Consider the following 17,327-nt stretch of genomic DNA (forward strand, 5'->3'; position numbering starts at 1 on the left):
CTCTACAAAAGAACGTCGACGGCGAAGGAGAGCCACCCATGAGTGCACCGACCATCGTGGTCAAGCACGGCGGCGCGACCGGCGGCTCCGTGCCGCGGGCGGACGAAGTGCTCGGCCCCGAGGCGCTGCGCTTCGTGGCCGCGCTACAGCGCCGGTTCGGCGGTCGCCGCCTCGAACTGCTCGACCGGCGACGGGCCCGGCGCGCGGAGATCGCCCGCACCGGCCGGCTCGACTTCCTCCAGGAGACCGCCGACGTGCGCGCCGCCGACTGGCGCGTCGCCGAGGCGCCGCCCGCGCTGCGCGACCGCCGGGTCGAGATCACCGGACCGGCCGACCGCAAGATGACGATCAACGCGCTCAACTCCGGGGCCCGGATCTGGCTCGCCGACTTCGAGGACGCCTCCGCGCCCACCTGGCACAACGTGGTGGCGCACCAGCTCAACCTGATCGACGCCTACGACCGGCGGATCGACTTCTCCACCGCCGAGGGCAAGAGCTACCGGCTGCGCCCGGACGACGAACTGGCCACCGTGGTGATGCGCCCGCGCGGATGGCACCTGGACGAGCGGCACATCCTGGTCGACGGCGCGCCGGCGTCCGGCGCGCTGGTCGACTTCGGGCTGTACTTCTTCCACAACGCGGCCCGGCTGCTCGACCGGGGCCTGGGACCGTACTTCTACCTGCCCAAGATCGAGAGCCGGCTCGAAGCCCGGTTGTGGAACGACGTGTTCCTGCACGCGCAGGACCTGCTCGACATCCCGCGCGGCACGATCCGGGCCACCGTGCTGATCGAGACGGTCACCGCCGCGTTCGAGATGGACGAGATCCTGTACGAACTGCGCGAGCACGCCTCGGGGTTGAACGCCGGCCGGTGGGACTACCTGTTCAGCATCGTGAAGAACTTCCGGGACGCGGGCGAGGCGTTCGTGCTCCCCGACCGCAACGCGGTCACCATGACCGCGCCGTTCATGCGCGCGTACACCGAACTGCTCGTGCGCACCTGCCACCGGCGCGGCGCGCACGCCATCGGCGGGATGGCGGCGGTGATCCCCTCCCGCCGGGACGCGACGGCCAACGCGGCGGCGCTGGCGAAGGTGCGCGACGACAAGGACCGTGAGGCCGCGGACGGCTTCGACGGGTCGTGGGTGGCCCACCCGGACCTGGTCCCGGTGTGCCGCGAGGCGTTCGACGCGGTGCTCGGCGATCGGCCGAACCAGCTCGAACGTACCCGCGACGAGGTCGAGGTGACGGCGGATCAGCTGCTCGACGTGGCCTCCGCCCAGGGCTCGCCGACCGGCGCCGGGCTGCACGGCGCGGTCGGGGTGGGGCTGCGCTATCTGGAGGCGTGGCTGCGCGGATACGGCGCGGTCGCCGTGTTCGGCCTGATGGAGGACGTCGCCACCGCGGAGATCTCCCGCTCCCAGGTGTGGCAGTGGATCAACAACGGCGTGGTGCTCTCGGACACCGGCGAGAAGGTCACCGCGGACCTGGTCCGCCGCCTGGTCGTCGAAGAACTGGGCGCGCTGCGCGAGGACTTGGGCGATCAGAACTTCGACGCGGGCCGTTGGACGGACGCGCGCGACCTGTTCCTGCGGGTCGCCCTCGCCGAGGAGTTCGTCGACTTCCTCACCCTGCCGGGATGCGAACTCCTCGACTGAGTCGAGCCGTTCGTGTATCTGCCCACATGCGCGGAACGGCCGGGTCCATCCCGGCGGTCGTGGGGCGCGTCCGATCGGACGGGCCCGGCCGTTCCGCACCCTCCCCCGCACCCCTGCCGATTTCGAACAGGAGACAGCCGATGGCCCGCATGTTCCTCAATGGTCAGGCGATGGAGGGTGGCCCGTTCCACCACCACCTGGAGGGCGCGCCGCTGGTCGCCCGGACCCGCACCGCCCCCGGATACCGCTTCTTCTCGATCGGCGACCGCTGCCCGGGACTGCTGCCCGACCCGACGAGCGAGGCGCGGATCGCGGGCGAGGTGTACGAGGTCCCCGACGAGGTGTTGCGGGACAACCTGCTGCCGACCGAACCGCCGGAGTTGGAGTTCGGGATCATCAAGCTGGAGGACGGCTCGGCCTGTTTTTCGATGATCCTGCGCCGTGGCGAGTCGGAGTGCGGCCGGCACAAGGAGATCACCGAGTTCGGCGGGTGGCGGGCGTACCTGCGCACGCTCGGGCGCGAGGCGTAGCCGCCGGCGCCCATATGATCACGGCATGACTGCCGAGAACGCCGCCCTGGCCGCCGTCCTGGAGGACACCGACGGGGAGATCGACCCCGCCGACCTGCTCGCCGCGATCGTGGCCGGCGGGGTGGTGGTGGCGATCGACGACACCGAATCGGTGGTCTTCATCCACGGGCAGGACGGCAAGCCGTGGTTGGCGGCCTTCGTCGACGCGGCCACCTGCGCCCGGGACGTCCCGCACGCCCGGCCCTTCGTGTGCGACGCGGCCCGGCTGGTGGACATCGCCGGGCGGACCGGGGTGCGGACCATGACGGTGGCGTCCGCGACGCAGTGCGCGACGGTACCGCTGGCGCTGGTGGCCAAGGCGGCGGCCCGGGACTGACCCCCGCCCGCCGCGGGGCGCTACTTCGCGCGCAGTCGGGCCGCCGCTCGGCTCACGTTGCGGGCGATCTCCTCCTCGTCCACCCGGGACAGGTGACCGTGCTCCACCACCTCGCGGCCGTTCACGAGCAGCAGGGTCAGCGGGGCGGCGGCGCCCAGGACCAGCGCGGCCACCGGGTCGGCGATGCCCGAGTGCAGCACGTCGTCCACCCGCCACACGGCCAGGTCGGCGAGCTTGCCCGGTTCCAGGGAGCCGATCTCGTGCTCCCGGCCGAGCACCTTCGCGCCGCCCGCGGTGCCCAGGCGCAGCGCCTGACGGACCGTCAACGCGCCCGGTCCGCCGCGCAGTCGGGCGATCAGCAGCGCGTTGCGCAGCTCGGTACCCAGTTCCCCCGACTCGTTGGAGGCGGCGCCGTCCACGCCGAGGCCCACCGGGACGCCGGCGGCCAGCATGTCCGGCACCCGGGCGATACCCGCCGCGATCCGGGCGTTGGAGGAGGGGCAGTGCGCCACGCCGGTGCCGGTGCCGGCGAACTTGGCGATGTCCGAGTCGTCCATGTGGATGCAGTGCGCCATCCACACGTCCTCGCCCAACCAGCCCAGGCTCTCCAGGTAGTCGGTTGGCCCCATGCCGAATCGTTCCCGGCAAAACGCCTCCTCCTCCACCGTCTCGGCGCCGTGGGTGTGCAGCCGAACCCCCTTGGTGCGGGCCAACTCGGCTGCTCCGCGCAGCAGTTCGGGGGTCACGGAGAACGGCGAGCAGGGTGCGGCGGTGACCCGGACCATCGCGTCGAAGGAGGCGTCGTGCCAGCGGTCGATCGCCTCGGCCGTCGCGGCGAGCGCCGCGTCGGTGTCCTCGACACACGCGTCCGGCGGTAGTCCCCCCTGCGAAGTGCCCAGGTCCATCGACCCCCGGGTGGGTTGGAACCGCATGCCCAACTCGGCCAGTGCGCGGATCTCCGCGCCCAGGATGTCGCCGCCGTCCTTGGGGAAGACGTAGGCGTGGTCGGTGGAGGTGGTGCAGCCCGAACGCAGCAGCGCGGCGGCCGAACCCTGCGCCGCGGCGTAGCACATCTCGTCGTCGATCCCGGCCCAGACGGGGTAGAGCGTGACGAGCCAGTCGAAGAGGTTGCACTCCTGCGCGAAGCCGCGCGTGATCCATTGATAGAAGTGGTGGTGGGTGTTGACCAGGCCCGGGGTGACCAGGTGCCCGGTCCCGTCGATGCGGCGCACCACCCGTTCCAGGCCGGCGGGGGCGGGCCCGGCGCCGACCGCCTCGATGCGATTGCCGGCGACCACGACGTGGCCACAGTCGTACTCGGTGTCCCCGGCGTCGACGGTGGCGATCGCGCAGTTCTCGATCACGATGCGCCCGGGGGCGGTGGAGCCGGTGGAGTTGTCGACAGACATCGGCGGTCCCTTTGCGGCAGCGGTGTCGGTGGGTTCAGTCCACCGGGATCAGTGGCGTGACACCCTCGCGGTGCACCGTGCCCTCGATCAGACCGTAGGGCCGATCGGCGGCGTAGTACACCTCCTTGTCGTTCTTGATGCCCATCTGCTCCATGTCGACCAGGAAGTGGTGCTTGTTCGGCAGCGACAGGCGGACCTCGTCCACCTCGTGCCGATGGGTCAATACCCGGTCCGCCATCGCGTACAGGCTCTGCTGGAGCGAGTGGGAGTAGGTCTCGGCGAACGCTTCCAGCAGATGCCGGCGCACCCGCGTGTACGAGCGTTCCCAGTCCGGTTCGCTCGCGCCGGCGGTGGCGTCGAAGGAGAACCGCCAGCGGGCGCTGACCTTGGTGGCCAGGATGCGGTCGTACGCCTCCTGGAGGGTGGTGTAGCGGTCCTTGATGTAGCCCCGGAATTCGGAGGCGGTCGTGTTCATCACGACCAGGTCCTTCAGTCCGGAGACCACCTGCGCCCGTCCGTGCTCCCAGACGATCTCGGTGGTGCGGGTCTCGCTCGCGTCGCGGACGAACGAGTGGCGGATCTCGTCCGCGCCGACGAAGCGATCGCGTCCCGAGGCCGAGGTGATCCGGTTCCACGGGTATTCCTCGATCCGGATCCGGGCCCGGGTGATCGACGGCTGCGATTCGACGAAGTGCCGGGCCAGGCGTATCCCGTATGCCTCGGCGGAGTCGATGCCGTGTTCGCGGGCGAAGGCGAACACGGTGTTCTTCATCGTGTCCGTCGGCAGCACCTTGTCGTTGCCGCCGGTCAGGTGGGTGTCGGACAGGTCGCCCGACAGCGCGACGCCGACGTTGAGGTCCTTGACCTCGTGCCGCTCGGTGTCGCGGCGGACCCGGACGACGCGGGTCTCCGCCTTTCCGTACTGGTTCTGCCCGAGCACCATCGGCATGTCGTCAGCTCCCTCGATAAACGGAGTATCCGTACGGGTTGAGCAAGAGCGGTACGTGGTAGCGCGTTTCGGGGTCGGCGGTGAAGACCACCCGGACCTCCGGGAAGAACGGCGTCTCGCCGCGGGCGCGCCGGTAGGCGCCGACGTCGAAGACCAGGCGCACGTCGACGGGGCCGGCGGCCGGGTCGACGCCGAGCGCCGGCAGGTCCGGGCAGCGGCCGTCGGCGTCCGTCGCGGACGTGCCGAGTACGATCCAGGTGCCGTCGGCGGTGCGCCTGGACAACTCGACGGGGACGTCGGAGGCCGGGCGGCCCTCGCTGGTGTCGAGGATGTGGGTGGAGATCACGCGCGGATCAGCCCTTCCAGGCGCAGGCGGTTGATCTTCCGCAACTCCTCGCGGGTGACCTCCCACTCGGTCGCCGGGTCGTTGTCGAGTCGGTGGCGCAGTTCGGCCAGGATCTCCGCGGCTCCGCGCCCGCTCGCGCAGATCAGGAAGACCCGCCCGAACCGGTCCCGGTACGCGATGTTCCCGGCCCGCAGGTCGGCCGCCAGTGTGTCGTCCGCCTGCCGTACGCCCGCCTGTTCGCGGGTCGACTGCGGATCGTCGTGCCGGGGGCGCCCGATCACGGCGTGTCCGTCGATCGCCTCCAGCAGATCGTCGGTGGTGAGAGCGGCGGTCGCCGCGTCGGAGCCGGCGAACAGCGCGTCCGGGTCCGGGTAGGGGCGTCCGGCCAGCACCGCCGCGATCCAGGCCCGACTGGCGCATACCTGCCCGAGCAGTCGGATCCCCTCGTCGGTGGACGCGTCGTCGAGCCGTTTCAGCCCTGGGGTCGATGGCATGTCGAGACCTCCTCGCTCCGCGGGTACTCCCGTCCAGAGGTGAGCACCACGCCCGAGCGAGTACCCGGCGGCGGCACTGGCCGGAACGCTAGGCGTTGCGAATCCCGATCGTCAACAGTTTGTTGAAGTGCGTCATCGGAGCGATCGTGGGGCCTCGGTTCAGGGGCGCGTGTCGCGGTTCAGGTAGTTGTAGACGGTGAAGCGGCTCACTCCGAGGGCCGCGGCCACCGTCTCGACGCCGTGGCGGATGGTGAACGCGCCGCGTTGTTCGAGGGCGCGGACCACCCGCTGCTTGTCCTCGCGCCCGAGGTCGGCCAGCGGGCCGTATTGGCGTTCGGCCTCGCCCAGGAGGCGGTCCAGGGCGCTGCCGAGGCCGGGCAGGCGTACGGCGACGGCGGGGCGGCCCTCCCAGTCGAGCACGACGTCCTCGGGGCCGGCGTCGCCGACCGGGACGAACTCGGCGCCGATCGCGGTCACCAGGGGCTTGATCGCGGCGGACAGGGGATGTTCGGCGGCGCTCACGCCCGGCCTCCCGGTGTCTGCGGCACGGTCGTCACCTGGATCGAGATGCGGGACGCGCCGACCCCGAACGCGCCTCGGCACACCCGGTCCAGCGCCGCGAGGACCACCTCGGCCTCGCCCTCGGCGGTCGTACCGAACGGGCCGACCTCCACGTCGAGACCCGCGTCGTCGAGCACGCGTCGGGCCTCCAGGGCATGGGCCGGCACGCCGTCCAGATCGAACGGCTCGGTCGAGAACTCCATCCGCAATCGCACGCCCGAACCCTAGTCCCTGGCCGGGCCGATCCCGGGCTGCCGTGCACCCACCCTTGACAAACTGTTGAAGCCGCGTGACATGATTTCGATGAGCGGAATATTACTTCCGCATTATGGAATCGACGTGGAAGAGGTGATCCCGTGAGCGCTCGCGAACTGCGCTTCGACGTCAATCTCTCGATCCTCTTCACCGAACTCCCGCTCCTCGAACGGCCCGCGGCCGCCGCCGAGGCCGGCTTCACCGAGATCGAGCTGTGGTGGCCCTTCGCCGGTCCGACCCCCACCGACGCCGAGTCGGACGCGCTGGGCCGGGCCGTCCGCGACGCCGGGGTCGCCCTGGTCGGGCTGAACTTCGACGCCGGGGACATGCCCGCCGGGGATCGTGGCCTGCTGTCCCGGCCCGCCGAGGCGGCGCGCTTCCGGGCCAACATCGACGTCGCGACCGGCTTCGCCGGGAGCCTGGGCTGCCGCGCGCTGAACGCGCTGTACGGCAACCGGGAGGACGGCGTGGATCCGCGCGCCCAGGACGAACTCGCCTTGGAGAACCTGGTGTCGGCGGCCGTCGCCGCCGAGCGGGTCGGGGCGACCGTGCTGATCGAGGCGCTGAACACGCCGGAGAACCCGCGCTACCCGCTGGCCACCTCGGCCGCCGCGCTCGCCGTGGTGGACAAGGTGAACGCCGAGACCGGCCTGGGCAACACGGCCTTCCTGGCCGACTTCTACCACCTCGCCCGCAACGGCGAGGCGCCGGCGGGGGTGATCGACGCCCACGCCGACAGCTTCGGCCACGTGCAGATCGCCGACACCCCCGGACGGGGGCAACCCGGCACCGGCGAAATGGACTTCGACGACCTGTTCCGCCGACTCGTCGCCGCCGGGTACACCGGGCGCGTCGGCCTCGAATACAAGCCGGTCGGCGCCGCCGCGGACAGCTTCGGCTGGCTCGCGCGCGAGTTGCGCGGCAGCAAGGGAGGGACCGGATGACCGGCGCGGGGGACACCGGGCGGATCGGGTTCATCGGACTGGGCATCATGGGCGGCCCGATGGCGGCCCATCTGGTTCGGGCCGGCCACCGGGTCACCGGATACGACCTGGAGCGGGCCGCGATCGACCGGCTGATCGCGGCCGGCGGCGAGGGCGCGGCGGACATCGCCGACGCCGTGCGCGACGCGGACGTGGTGATCACCATGGTCCCGGCCGACCCGCAGGTCGAGCGGGTGATGCTCGGCGCGGGCGGCGTCCTGGAGACTGTCGCGCCCGGCACGATGGTGATCGACATGAGCTCGATCAAGCCCGGCACCTCGATCGCGGTGGCCCAGGCCGGCGCCGAGCGCGAGCTGCGGGTGCTGGACGCGCCGGTCAGCGGCGGCGAGGCGGGAGCGGTCGAGGCGGTGCTCTCGATCATGGTCGGCGGCACCGAGTGGGACTTCGCCGCCGCACTGCCGCTGTTCGAGGTGCTCGGCCGCACGATCGTGCACGTCGGTCCGCACGGCGCGGGACAGACGGTCAAGGCCGCGAACCAGCTGATCGTCGCGGGCAACATCCAACTCGTCGCCGAGGCACTGCTGTTCCTGGAGCGCGCCGGGGTGGACACCGAGGCCGGGCTGAAGGTGCTCGCCGGCGGACTGGCCGGCAGTACCGTCCTGGACCGCAAGGGGCGGGTGATGCGCGACCGCGACTTCGAGCCGGGATTCCGGATCGACCTGCACCACAAGGACATGGGCATCGTCACCGAGGCGGCCCGCGAGTTCGACCTCGTACTGCCGCTCGCCGGACTCACCGCGCAACTCGTCGCGTCGCTGCGCGCCCAGGGCGGCGGCGGGCTGGACCACTCCGGTCTGCTGCTCGGCCTGGAACGGCTCAACGGTGGTCCCCGCGAGGGCGGCTCGGCGATCGCCGGCATCGAGGACAGTGTTTCGAAACAGGGAGACAACTGATGGCACCCCGTCGTGTTCCGGTCATGAACGCCGTGGTGGAGGTGCTGAAGTCGGAGGGCGTGGACACCGCGTTCGGCTGCCCCGGCGCGGCCATCCTGCCGCTCTACGCGGCCCTGGAGGCGGTCGGCGGGATCGAGCACCTGATCGTCCGGCACGAAGAGGGCGCGACCCACATGGCCGACGGCTGGGCCCGGACCAACGGCGGCGTCGGCGTCGCGATCGGCACCTCCGGTCCGGCCGGCACCAACATGATCACCGGCCTGTACACCGCGCTCGCCGACTCGGTCCCGATCGTGTGCATCACCGGTCAGGCAGTGTCGAGCAAGCTGCACCAGGAGGCGTTCCAGGCGGTCGACATCGTGGAGATCGCCAAACCGGTGACCAAGTGGTCGGTGCAGGTCAAGGAGGCCGCACAGGCTCCCTGGATCTTCCGTGAGGCGTTTCGGCTGGCCCGCTCGGGCCGCCCGGGCCCGGTGCTGATCGACCTGCCGCTGGACGTGCAGCGCCACGAGATCTGGTGGGACTCGGAGGTGGACGCGCCGCTGCCGGTGACCGAGGTGCACCCGCACCAGCCCCGGGTGGACGCCGCGTTGGACCTGCTGCTCGCCGCCGAACGCCCGCTGCTGCTCTCCGGCGGCGGGGTGATCATCGGCGAGGCGCACGAAGAACTGGTCGAACTCGCCGAACTGCTCCAGATCCCGGTGCAGGTCACCCTGATGGGCAAGGGGTCGATCGACGAGGACCACACGCTCTACAGCGGGATGACCGGTGTGCAGACCTCGCAGCGCTACGGCAACGCCTCGTTTCTGGAGTCGGACCTGGTGCTCGCGCTCGGCGCCCGCTTCGGCGACCGACACACCGGCACGCTCGATGTGTACCGGGGGGAGCGGAAGTTCATCCACGTCGACATCGAACCCACCCAGATCGGCAAGGTGTTCGAGCCGGACCTGGGCATCGTCTCGGACACCCGGCTGTTCCTCCAGGCGATCCTGGCCACCGCCAAGGAGCGCGGCATCCGCCGCGAGGCGGGCGCGTGGGTCGCGCGGATCCGGGAGTTGCGCGCGTCGTTGACCCGGCGCGAGGACTTCGACACCGTGCCGATCAAGGCGCCGCGCGTGTACAAGGAGATCAACGAGATCTTCGACGCGAACACCTACTTCGTCACAGCGATCGGGCTCTACCAGATCTGGGGCGGCCAGCACCAGAAGGCGTACAAGCCGCGCCACTACCAGGTCTGCGGTCAGGCCGGCCCGCTCGGCTGGGAGATCCCGGCGGCGATCGGGGTCAAGAAGGCACTGGGGCGCAGCGATCCGGACGCCGAGGTGGTCGGCATCGTCGGCGACTACGGCTTCCAGTATCTGGTCGAGGAACTGGCCGTGGCGGCGCAGTACAACGTGCCGTTCGTGATCATCATGATCAACAACGAGTATCTGGGCCTGATCCGGCAGGCGTCGATCCCGTACGAGATGAACTACCAGGTCGACATCCACTACGACGAGGTCGGCACCGACAACGTCAAGTTGATGGAGGCGTACGGCTGTTCGGGCAAGCGGGTGATCGAGCCGGGCGACATCCGCCTGAGCGTGGAATGGGCCCGCAAGGAGGCGCAACGCACCTCGCGGCCGGTCCTGGTGGAGATCATGATCGAGCGCGAGGCGAACACGCCGCACGGGCCCGCGATCGACGCGGTCGAGGAATTCGAGCCGGTGCCGTAGCGGACCGCCGCTTCCCATCGATTCCGTCCGGTGGCGTCGACCCATTCCGGTGTCGTGCCCGCGCCACCGGGCGGTTGCCGGCCCCGTCGGTCCTGCCCGAAACGGCGGCCGCGTAGTTGACTGTGCCCTCTGTACCGCCCACCCGACAGCCCACCCGACAGCCCACCCGAAGGAGCAGCGCATGGGCCCGGTCGTCGTGCTGGCCCCCGACAAGTTCAAGGGGACCCTGACCGCGGCGGAGGCCGCGGCCCGGATCGGCGCCGGGATCCGCCGGGCACGCCCGGACGCCCGGATCCGCGTGGTACCCGTCGCCGACGGCGGCGAGGGCACGGTCGACGCCGCGGTGGCGGCCGGCTTCACCCGGATCCCGGCGCGGGTGAGCGGTCCCACGGGGCGGCCCGTCGACGCGGCGTTCGCGATGCGCGGCGCCACCGCCGTGGTGGAACTGGCCGAGGCCTCGGGGCCGGCCCGGCTGCCCGCCGGACCCGAGCCGCTGACCGCCGACACCACCGGGGTGGGCGAGTTGATCGCCCGCGCGCTCGCACTGGGCTGCACCCGGATCGTGCTCGGCCTGGGCGGCGCCGCGGCCACCGACGGCGGCTCGGGCCTGGCCCGGGCGCTGGGGGTGCGCCTCCTCGACGCGGCCGGGGCGGACCTGCCCCGGGGTGGGGCCGCGCTGCGCGACCTGGACCGGATCGACGGCGCCTCGGCCCTGGCCGCGCGGCTGGCCGGCGTCGAGGTGGTGATCGCCTCGGACGTGGACAACCCGCTGCTCGGCCCCAAGGGCGCGGCGGTGGTGTACGGGCCGCAGAAGGGCGCCACTCCCGGCGACGTGGCCGTGCTCGACGCGGCCCTCGCGCGCTGGGCGGAGGTGGTCGCCCCGGACCTGGCCGACGTCCCCGGCGCGGGAGCGGCCGGCGGCGCCGGATTCGGCGCGCTGGCGCTGCTCGGCGCGACCGTGCGCCCCGGCATCGGCCTGCTGCTCGACCTCCTGGGTTTCGCCGAACTGCTCGACGGGGCCCGGCTCGTGGTCACCGGCGAGGGCAGCCTCGACGCACAGACCCTGCACGGCAAGGCACCGGCCGGGGTGGCCGCCGCCGCCCGGGCCCGGGGCGTGCCCGTGGCGGTGGTGTGCGGCCGCGTCGAGTTGAGCCGGGACCGACTCGACGCGGCCGGCATCGTCGCCGCCTACGCGCTGACCGACCTGGGCCCCGACAGCCTGACCCGCGCCGGCGCCCTCGCCGAGATCGCGGGCGAGCGGCTGGCCCGCGACCTGCTCACCGCATCGGAGGACGCGTCGTGACCCACGCCCCCACCCTCGTGCTGCGCTCGCGCCGGGTGCTCACCCCGCACGGCGAGCGGCCCGCCGACGTGGTCGTGGCCGGCGACCGGATCGCCGAGGTGCTGCCCCACGGCGCCGCCGTCGGCGGCGCGCCGATCCAGGATCTGGGCGAGGTGGCCCTGCTGCCCGGCCTGGTGGACACCCACGTACACATCAACGAGCCGGGCCGCACCGCGTGGGAGGGCTTCACCAGCGCCACCCGGGCCGCGGCCGCCGGCGGGGTGACCACGCTGATCGACATGCCGCTCAACTCGATCCCGGCCACCGTCACGGTCGACGCGCTGCGGATCAAGCGGGACGCCGCCCGCGGGCGGGTCTACGTGGACGTGGGCTTCTGGGGCGGGGCGATCCCGGGCAACACGGGAGAATTGGCCGCGCTGTACCGGGCCGGCGTGTACGGGTTCAAAAGCTTCCTGGCGCCCTCCGGCGTGGACGAGTTCCCGCACGTGAACGCCGCCGAGCTGGCCGAGGCGCTGACCGAGCAGGCCCGGCTGGGCGCGCTCGCGATCATCCACGCCGAGGCGCCGCAGGTCCTGGACGCCGCGCCGCAGGTGCCCGGTCGGGCCTACGCCGACTTTCTCGCCTCCCGACCCGACGCGGCGGAGACGGTCGCCGTCGGGCGACTCCTGGACACCGCCAAGCGCACCGGCGCGCGGGTGCACGTGCTGCACGTGTCCTCGGCGGACGTACTGCCGCTGCTCGCCGCCGCCCGTGCGGACGGGGTCGTGGTCACCGCCGAGACCTGTCCGCACTATCTGACCCTGGTCGCCGAAGGGGTGCCGGCCGGCGACACCACGTTCAAGTGTTGCCCGCCGATCCGCTCCGAGGACAACCGCGAACGGCTGTGGCACGGGATCGAGGCGGGCGCGTTCGCCGCCGTGGTCTCCGACCACTCGCCGTGCACCACCGACCTCAAGCGGCTCGACGTCGGCGACTTCGCCGCCGCGTGGGGCGGCATCGCGTCGCTGCAACTGGGCCTGCCCACGGTGTGGACGGAGGCCCGGGCGCGCGGCCTGGCGCTGGCTGAGGTGGTCGCGCTGATGTCGACCGGGCCGGCGCGCCTGGTCGGCCTGGCCCGCAAGGGCACGATCGCGCCCGGATACGACGCGGACCTGGTCGCGTTCGACCCGGACGCGGTGTTCACGGTGGATCCGGGCGGGCTGCACCACCGCAATCCGGCCACCCCCTACGCCGGCCGCACGCTCACCGGCGCGGTCCGCACCACGTGGCTCGCGGGCGCGCCCGTGGACGTACACGGCACCCCGCGCGGACGCCTCCTGGACCGCGTGGGGACGGCCGCGTGATCACCCCGGCCATGCGCCGGCCGCGCGGCCACGGGCCGCCTCCTCCGAGCGCTCTCCCATGGCCGCGAGCGCCCGCCCGCGGTCGTCGACTCCCGTTCCGGGCGAGGAGATTCCCCATGACCACCGACTTCACCGCGTACGTCAATCTGGCCTCGCGCGCGCTCGGCGCCGGCGTAGTCGCCGCCAACGACGAGTGGTTCGCCGAGAAGGAGAACCTGCTCCGAGCCGAACCGCCGGTCTTCGCGCCGCACACGTTCGGCCCCAGGGGGCAGATCATGGACGGCTGGGAGACCCGCCGCCGGCGCGGCCCCTCGGCCGCGCACCCGCACCCCGAACCGGACGCGCACGACTGGGCGATCGTGCGCCTGGGCGTGCCCGGCATCGTGCGCGGGGTCGTGATCGACACCGCGTTCTTCACCGGGAACTTTCCGCCGGGCGCCTCGGTCGAGGCCGCCTCCGTGCCCGGCACACCCTCGGTCGAGGAACTGCTCGACCCGGCGGTCGTATGGACCACGATCGTCGCCCGCACCGAGTTGCGGGGCGACACCGCGCATCCCTTCGAGGTCGCCGTGGCACGTCGGTTCAGCCACGTACGGCTGAACATCTTCCCCGACGGCGGGGTGGCCCGACTGCGCGTGCACGGCGAGGCGGTGCCGGATCCGGCCTGGCTCGACGGACTCACCGTGGACCTCGCGGCGCAAGAGTACGGCGGGGTCGCCGAGACGGCCAGCGACCGCTACTTCTCCTCGCCGCACAACCTCAACGCGCCGGGCCGCTCGCGGGTGATGGGCGAGGGCTGGGAGACCCGCCGGCGGCGCGACGACGGCCACGACTGGGTGCGGCTGCGCCTGGTCGGACGGGCCGAACTCCTGGGCGCCGAAATCGACATCGACAACTACCTGGGGAACGCGCCGGGTTGGGTCGCGCTGGCCGGCAGCGACGCGGGTGTGGATCCTGACGCCTGGTTCGAACTGCTGCCGCGCACCCGGGTCCAGCCGGACACCCGACACCGATTCCGCTTCACCGACGCGCCCCCGGTCACGCACGTACGCATCGAGGTCTTCCCGGACGGCGGGGTGGCCCGACTGCGGCTGCCGGGCCGACTGACGGAGGCGGCCCTGACCGCGCTGCGCGACCGCTTCCACACCGCCGGACCGTAGCGCACGCGCCGGCCGACGGGGAGTCGGATCCGAGACGAGCGAGCGGATCCCGGGGAAGCCTCCGTCAGAGCTACTTAGCCAATTCGCACCCCTACCAGTCTCACTCGTTCGGGTAATGGCCGGCCACCGGCGCAACGGCAACGATTGACCGCGCAAACGGGTTCATCCAGGGGAGGCGGAATCGTTGTCGATCGATGCTGGGGCGCGCACGGAAGGTGACGCCCAGGACACGCAGGCCCGTTCGAGTCTCGCGACGGAGGCGGCGCGAAATCTCGCGACGACCACCAAGACCGTCCCGCAGATGCAGGACATCACGTCGCGATGGCTGCTGAAGATGTTGCCGTGGGTCCAGGTATCGGGTGGTACATACCGGGTCAACCGACGGCTGAGCTACCGGGTGGGGGACGGCCGGGTCCAGTTCGTTCAGACCGGTTCCGATGTGCGGGTGATCCCGGCGGAGTTGGGCGAGCTGGCGCCGCTGCGCGGGTTCGAAAACGAGGAGGTGCTGCGCGCGCTGGCGGACCGGTTCGTGCGGCGGGAGTTCGCGGCGGGGGAGACGCTGGCGACCCTGGGGGAGCCGACCGACCGGGTCTTCCTGGTCGTGCACGGCAAGATCAACCGGTTCGGCGAGGGCCGCTACGGCGACCGCACCGTGCTCGGACTGCACGGCGACGGCGACCACTTCGGCGAGCGCATGCTCGTCGACCGGGACGCGACGTGGGGGTACACGGCCACCGCGGCCACCTCGGTGATCGTGCTGGAGATGACCCGGGAGGCGTTCGACGCGGTGCAGGCCGACGCGTTGCGCACGCACCTGGCCGAATACGCCGAGGACACCAGCCGGCCGCAGAACGCCAAGGGCGAGGCGGAGATCCCGATGTCCGCCGGCCACCGTGGCGAGGCGCTGCTGCCCGGCAGCTTCGTGGACTACGAACTCAAGCCGCGCGAATACGAGTTGAGCGCCGCGCAGACCGTGCTCAAGGTGCACAGCCGGGTCGCGGATCTGTACAACCATCCGATGGATCAGATCGAGCAGCAATTGCGGCTGACCATCGAGGCGTTGCGCGAGCGCCAGGAACACGAGCTGATCAACAACCGCGAGTTCGGGCTGCTGCACAACGCCGACTACGACCAGCGCATCCAGGCCCAATCCGGCCCGCCCACCCCCGACGACATGGACGAACTGCTCAGCCGGCGACGCGGCTCCAGGCTCTTCCTGGCCCACCCGCGCACGATCGCCGCGTTCGGTCGCGAGTGCAGCCGGCTCGGCCTGTACCCGACCACGGTCGACGTGGGCGGAAACCAGATCCCGGCCTGGCGCGGCGTGCCGATCTTCCCGTGCAACAAGATCCCGATCTCGGCGGAGCGCACCAGTTCGATCCTGGTGATGCGTACCGGCGAGGACGACCAGGGTGTGGTGGGTCTGCACCAGACCGGCCTGCCCGACGAGTACCAGCCGGGCCTGTCGGTGCGCTTCATGGGCATCAACGAGCAGGCGCTGATCTCCTACCTGGTCACCGCCTACTACTCGGCGGCTGTACTGGTCCCGGACGCCCTGGGGGTCCTGGAGAACGTCGAGATCTCGCGGGCCCGGTGAGCGGGAGAAACCACCCCGTGTGCGGCACCGGTGACCGGATGAGAAAGATCACGAAGACTATGCATGGGTGTCAAACCGGTCGTTTCCGGTTATAGGTCGGGCCGGACGTCGCGCGATCAACGGACGCGCGCGGTCTACCGCGACAGGAGACCCGAGACATGGGCATCGACGACAACATCCGCAACAAGGCCCAGGACGCAGCCGGCCAGGCCAAGGAGAAGGTCGGCGAGGCGACCGGCAACGAGGACCTGCGGGACGAGGGCCAGCAGGATCAGGGCTCGGCCAAGGCCAAGCAGGCCGTCGAAGGCGCCAAGGACAAGGCCAACGAGGCAATCAACAAGATCAAGGGCTCGCTCAAGCGGGACTGATCGCAGGGCCTGCCCGGTCGCCGCGTGCGACGGAGTCGGGCGACCGCGAGGCCCCCGGTGTTCCGGGGGCCTCGCGGCGTGGGTGGGCGGGTCGGGCCCGGCGGGTCAGCCCGACCGGCCGAACGGGCGGTGGTTGGCCCGCAGCAGGACGAATACGGCGACCGGGAGCGCGGCGGCCCAGGCGAGGTGGATGGGGGCGGCGGAGTCAGGCCGCCGCGCGGTGGATCGGGCCCGTGGCGGTGCGCAGGGGGCGGGCCGTGGCGCCGGTTCGGGCGGCCACCACCTCGGCGAAGATGGACAGGGCCGTCTCGTCGGGGGTGCGGGCGCCGAGGTCCAGGCCGATGGGGGAGTGCAGCGCGGCCAACTGCTTTTCGGTGAGCCCGATTTCGCACAGGCGGGTCAGGCGCGCCTCGTGGGTGCGGCGCGAGCCCATGGCGCCGACGTAGGACACATCGAGGCGCAGCGCCAGGTCCAGGAGCGGGACGTCGAACTTCGGGTCGTGGGTCAGGACGGTGATCACCGTGCGGGCGTCGAGGGTGTTCGCGATCGAGGCCAGGTGGCGGTGCGGCCAGTCCACGATCACCTCGTCCGCGTCGGGGAAACGCCGCCGCGTGGCGAACACCTCCCTCGCGTCGCACACGGTCACCCGGTAGCCGAGCAGGTTGCCCATCCGGGTCACCGCCGCCGCGAAGTCGATCGCGCCGTAGACGAGCAGGCGTGGTGGCGGGGTGTGGGTCTCCACGAAGACGGTGACGTCGTCGGGGGCCGACTCCGGACACGGGCGGCCGTCCGGGCGCAGCGTCACCAGGCCGGTGCGGCCCAGCGCGAGCATGGCTCGGGCCTCGGCGACCACGGAGGCGTCCAGCGCGGGATCGGCGCCGAACGTACCGGTCACCGCGGACTCCGCGGGGTCCACCCCGTGCGCCGCGCCCACGACCGTGATCGCCCGCCCCACCAGCGCCGCCGGTCCCGCCACGACGCGGGCCGCGGCCACGGGGATGTCCCGTTCGGCCGCGGCCAGGGCCGCCTCCACCGTCGCGTCGCCGGCGCGTTGTACGAAGATGTCGAGCACTCCGCCGCAGGTCAGCCCCACGGCGAAGGCGTCCTCGTCGCTGTAGCCGAAGCGCTGGAGCACCGGGGTGCCGCGCTCCAGTGCCTCGCGGCACAACTCGTACACCGCACCCTCCACACACCCTCCGGAGACGCTGCCGACGACCGTGCCGTCGGCGCCCACCGCGAGCGCCGCGCCCGGGGGGCGGGGGGCGCTCCCGCCGACGCCGACGACGGTGGCCAGGGTGTATGGCGTTCCCGCACGGCGCCATGCCGCGAGTTCGCTCCCGAGGTCGAGCATCGACGTCTCCTGGGG

Annotated in this window: 18 protein-coding genes; 11 read left to right on the plus strand and 7 right to left on the minus strand. The window is 72.0% G+C overall.

Annotated elements, in window-relative coordinates; translation table 11 throughout:
- Positions 1–38 precede the first annotated feature (38 nt).
- From aceB to ACH4XV_RS01785, 3 genes are all read left to right on the plus strand, one after another.
- Complete coding sequence (gene aceB, locus ACH4XV_RS01775) at positions 39–1,658, plus strand: malate synthase A (protein ID WP_395786108.1); 1,620 nt, start codon at positions 39–41, stop codon at positions 1,656–1,658.
- Positions 1,659–1,798: 140 nt separating this feature from the next.
- Entirely contained in the window at positions 1,799–2,188 is a 390-nt protein-coding gene (locus ACH4XV_RS01780) for a gamma-glutamylcyclotransferase (RefSeq protein ID WP_395786110.1), read from the plus strand.
- Positions 2,189–2,213: 25 nt separating this feature from the next.
- Positions 2,214–2,564: a hypothetical protein gene (locus ACH4XV_RS01785; protein ID WP_395786112.1), complete on the plus strand. Its 351-nt coding sequence runs from the start codon at positions 2,214–2,216 to the stop codon at positions 2,562–2,564.
- Between the two features lie 20 nt (positions 2,565–2,584).
- On the opposite strand, the gene ACH4XV_RS01790 is transcribed toward ACH4XV_RS01785, so the two are convergent.
- The 6 genes from ACH4XV_RS01790 to ACH4XV_RS01815 form a co-directional block, all read right to left on the minus strand.
- Entirely contained in the window at positions 2,585–3,973 is a 1,389-nt protein-coding gene (locus ACH4XV_RS01790) for an 8-oxoguanine deaminase (protein WP_395786114.1), read from the minus strand.
- Positions 3,974–4,007: 34 nt separating this feature from the next.
- On the minus strand, positions 4,008–4,922 hold the full coding sequence (gene pucL, locus ACH4XV_RS01795) for a factor-independent urate hydroxylase (RefSeq protein ID WP_395786116.1): 915 nt from the start codon (positions 4,920–4,922) through the stop codon (positions 4,008–4,010).
- 4 nt (positions 4,923–4,926) lie between these two features.
- Positions 4,927–5,268 (minus strand): hydroxyisourate hydrolase, encoded by a 342-nt coding sequence (gene uraH, locus ACH4XV_RS01800; RefSeq protein WP_395786118.1) that lies wholly within the window; start codon positions 5,266–5,268, stop codon positions 4,927–4,929.
- Positions 5,265–5,762 (minus strand): 2-oxo-4-hydroxy-4-carboxy-5-ureidoimidazoline decarboxylase, encoded by a 498-nt coding sequence (gene uraD / locus ACH4XV_RS01805; RefSeq protein ID WP_395786120.1) that lies wholly within the window; start codon positions 5,760–5,762, stop codon positions 5,265–5,267. Before uraD ends, uraH begins: the two co-directional genes overlap by 4 nt.
- Before the next feature lie 159 nt (positions 5,763–5,921).
- Positions 5,922–6,284, minus strand: a complete 363-nt coding sequence (locus tag ACH4XV_RS01810) for a helix-turn-helix domain-containing protein (protein WP_395786122.1) — start codon at positions 6,282–6,284, stop codon at positions 5,922–5,924.
- On the minus strand, positions 6,281–6,538 hold the full coding sequence (locus ACH4XV_RS01815) for a thiamine-binding protein (RefSeq protein ID WP_395786124.1): 258 nt from the start codon (positions 6,536–6,538) through the stop codon (positions 6,281–6,283). The genes ACH4XV_RS01810 and ACH4XV_RS01815 overlap by 4 nt, the downstream gene beginning before the upstream one ends.
- 141 nt (positions 6,539–6,679) lie before the next feature.
- On the opposite strand from ACH4XV_RS01815, the gene ACH4XV_RS01820 reads away from it, so the two are divergent.
- From ACH4XV_RS01820 to ACH4XV_RS01855, 8 genes are all read left to right on the plus strand, one after another.
- A complete protein-coding gene (locus ACH4XV_RS01820) occupies positions 6,680–7,522 on the plus strand; it encodes a hydroxypyruvate isomerase family protein (protein WP_395786126.1) in 843 nt (280 codons plus the stop codon).
- Entirely contained in the window at positions 7,519–8,475 is a 957-nt protein-coding gene (locus ACH4XV_RS01825) for a 2-hydroxy-3-oxopropionate reductase (RefSeq protein WP_395786128.1), read from the plus strand. Before ACH4XV_RS01820 ends, ACH4XV_RS01825 begins: the two co-directional genes overlap by 4 nt.
- A complete protein-coding gene (gene gcl, locus ACH4XV_RS01830; RefSeq protein ID WP_395786130.1) occupies positions 8,475–10,190 on the plus strand; it encodes a glyoxylate carboligase in 1,716 nt (571 codons plus the stop codon). Before ACH4XV_RS01825 ends, gcl begins: the two co-directional genes overlap by 1 nt.
- A 181-nt stretch (positions 10,191–10,371) precedes the next feature.
- A complete protein-coding gene (locus tag ACH4XV_RS01835) occupies positions 10,372–11,493 on the plus strand; it encodes a glycerate kinase (protein WP_395786132.1) in 1,122 nt (373 codons plus the stop codon).
- Positions 11,490–12,836, plus strand: coding sequence for an allantoinase AllB (gene allB, locus ACH4XV_RS01840; RefSeq protein ID WP_395786134.1), 1,347 nt, complete (start codon positions 11,490–11,492; stop codon positions 12,834–12,836). Before ACH4XV_RS01835 ends, allB begins: the two co-directional genes overlap by 4 nt.
- Positions 12,837–12,952: 116 nt before the next feature.
- The gene (gene alc, locus ACH4XV_RS01845) at positions 12,953–13,996 is read left to right on the plus strand and encodes an allantoicase (protein ID WP_395786136.1); all 1,044 of its coding nucleotides are present in this window, start codon (positions 12,953–12,955) and stop codon (positions 13,994–13,996) included.
- Positions 13,997–14,297: 301 nt separating this feature from the next.
- Complete coding sequence (locus ACH4XV_RS01850; RefSeq protein ID WP_395786138.1) at positions 14,298–15,593, plus strand: family 2B encapsulin nanocompartment shell protein; 1,296 nt, start codon at positions 14,298–14,300, stop codon at positions 15,591–15,593.
- A gap of 158 nt (positions 15,594–15,751) precedes the next feature.
- Entirely contained in the window at positions 15,752–15,961 is a 210-nt protein-coding gene (locus tag ACH4XV_RS01855) for a CsbD family protein (RefSeq protein WP_078978080.1), read from the plus strand.
- A gap of 205 nt (positions 15,962–16,166) precedes the next feature.
- Here the strand turns inward: ACH4XV_RS01855 and ACH4XV_RS01860 are convergent, their stop codons facing one another.
- Positions 16,167–17,312: an XdhC family protein gene (locus ACH4XV_RS01860; RefSeq protein ID WP_395786140.1), complete on the minus strand. Its 1,146-nt coding sequence runs from the start codon at positions 17,310–17,312 to the stop codon at positions 16,167–16,169.
- Positions 17,313–17,327 lie beyond the last annotated feature (15 nt).

It is taken from the genome of Embleya sp. NPDC020630, from assembly GCF_044334985.1.
Taxonomy (GTDB): Bacteria; Actinomycetota; Actinomycetes; order Streptomycetales; family Streptomycetaceae; genus Embleya.

Excerpts from the sequence above, each read along its gene's own strand:
- ACH4XV_RS01780 (WP_395786110.1), top strand. The coding sequence starts at position 1,799 with ATGGCCCGCATGTTCCTCAATGGTCAGGCGATGGAGGGTGGCCCGTTC.
- uraD (WP_395786120.1), bottom strand. The coding sequence starts at position 5,762 with ATGCCATCGACCCCAGGGCTGAAACGGCTCGACGACGCGTCCACCGAC.
- pucL (WP_395786116.1), bottom strand. The coding sequence starts at position 4,922 with ATGCCGATGGTGCTCGGGCAGAACCAGTACGGAAAGGCGGAGACCCGC.
- aceB (WP_395786108.1), top strand. The coding sequence starts at position 39 with ATGAGTGCACCGACCATCGTGGTCAAGCACGGCGGCGCGACCGGCGGC.
- ACH4XV_RS01835 (WP_395786132.1), top strand. The coding sequence starts at position 10,372 with ATGGGCCCGGTCGTCGTGCTGGCCCCCGACAAGTTCAAGGGGACCCTG.
- alc (WP_395786136.1), top strand. The coding sequence starts at position 12,953 with ATGACCACCGACTTCACCGCGTACGTCAATCTGGCCTCGCGCGCGCTC.
- gcl (WP_395786130.1), top strand. The coding sequence starts at position 8,475 with ATGGCACCCCGTCGTGTTCCGGTCATGAACGCCGTGGTGGAGGTGCTG.
- ACH4XV_RS01850 (WP_395786138.1), top strand. The coding sequence starts at position 14,298 with ATGCAGGACATCACGTCGCGATGGCTGCTGAAGATGTTGCCGTGGGTC.
- ACH4XV_RS01790 (WP_395786114.1), bottom strand. The coding sequence starts at position 3,973 with ATGTCTGTCGACAACTCCACCGGCTCCACCGCCCCCGGGCGCATCGTG.
- ACH4XV_RS01860 (WP_395786140.1), bottom strand. The coding sequence starts at position 17,312 with ATGCTCGACCTCGGGAGCGAACTCGCGGCATGGCGCCGTGCGGGAACG.
- ACH4XV_RS01825 (WP_395786128.1), top strand. The coding sequence starts at position 7,519 with ATGACCGGCGCGGGGGACACCGGGCGGATCGGGTTCATCGGACTGGGC.
- ACH4XV_RS01855 (WP_078978080.1), top strand. The coding sequence starts at position 15,752 with ATGGGCATCGACGACAACATCCGCAACAAGGCCCAGGACGCAGCCGGC.
- ACH4XV_RS01785 (WP_395786112.1), top strand. The coding sequence starts at position 2,214 with ATGACTGCCGAGAACGCCGCCCTGGCCGCCGTCCTGGAGGACACCGAC.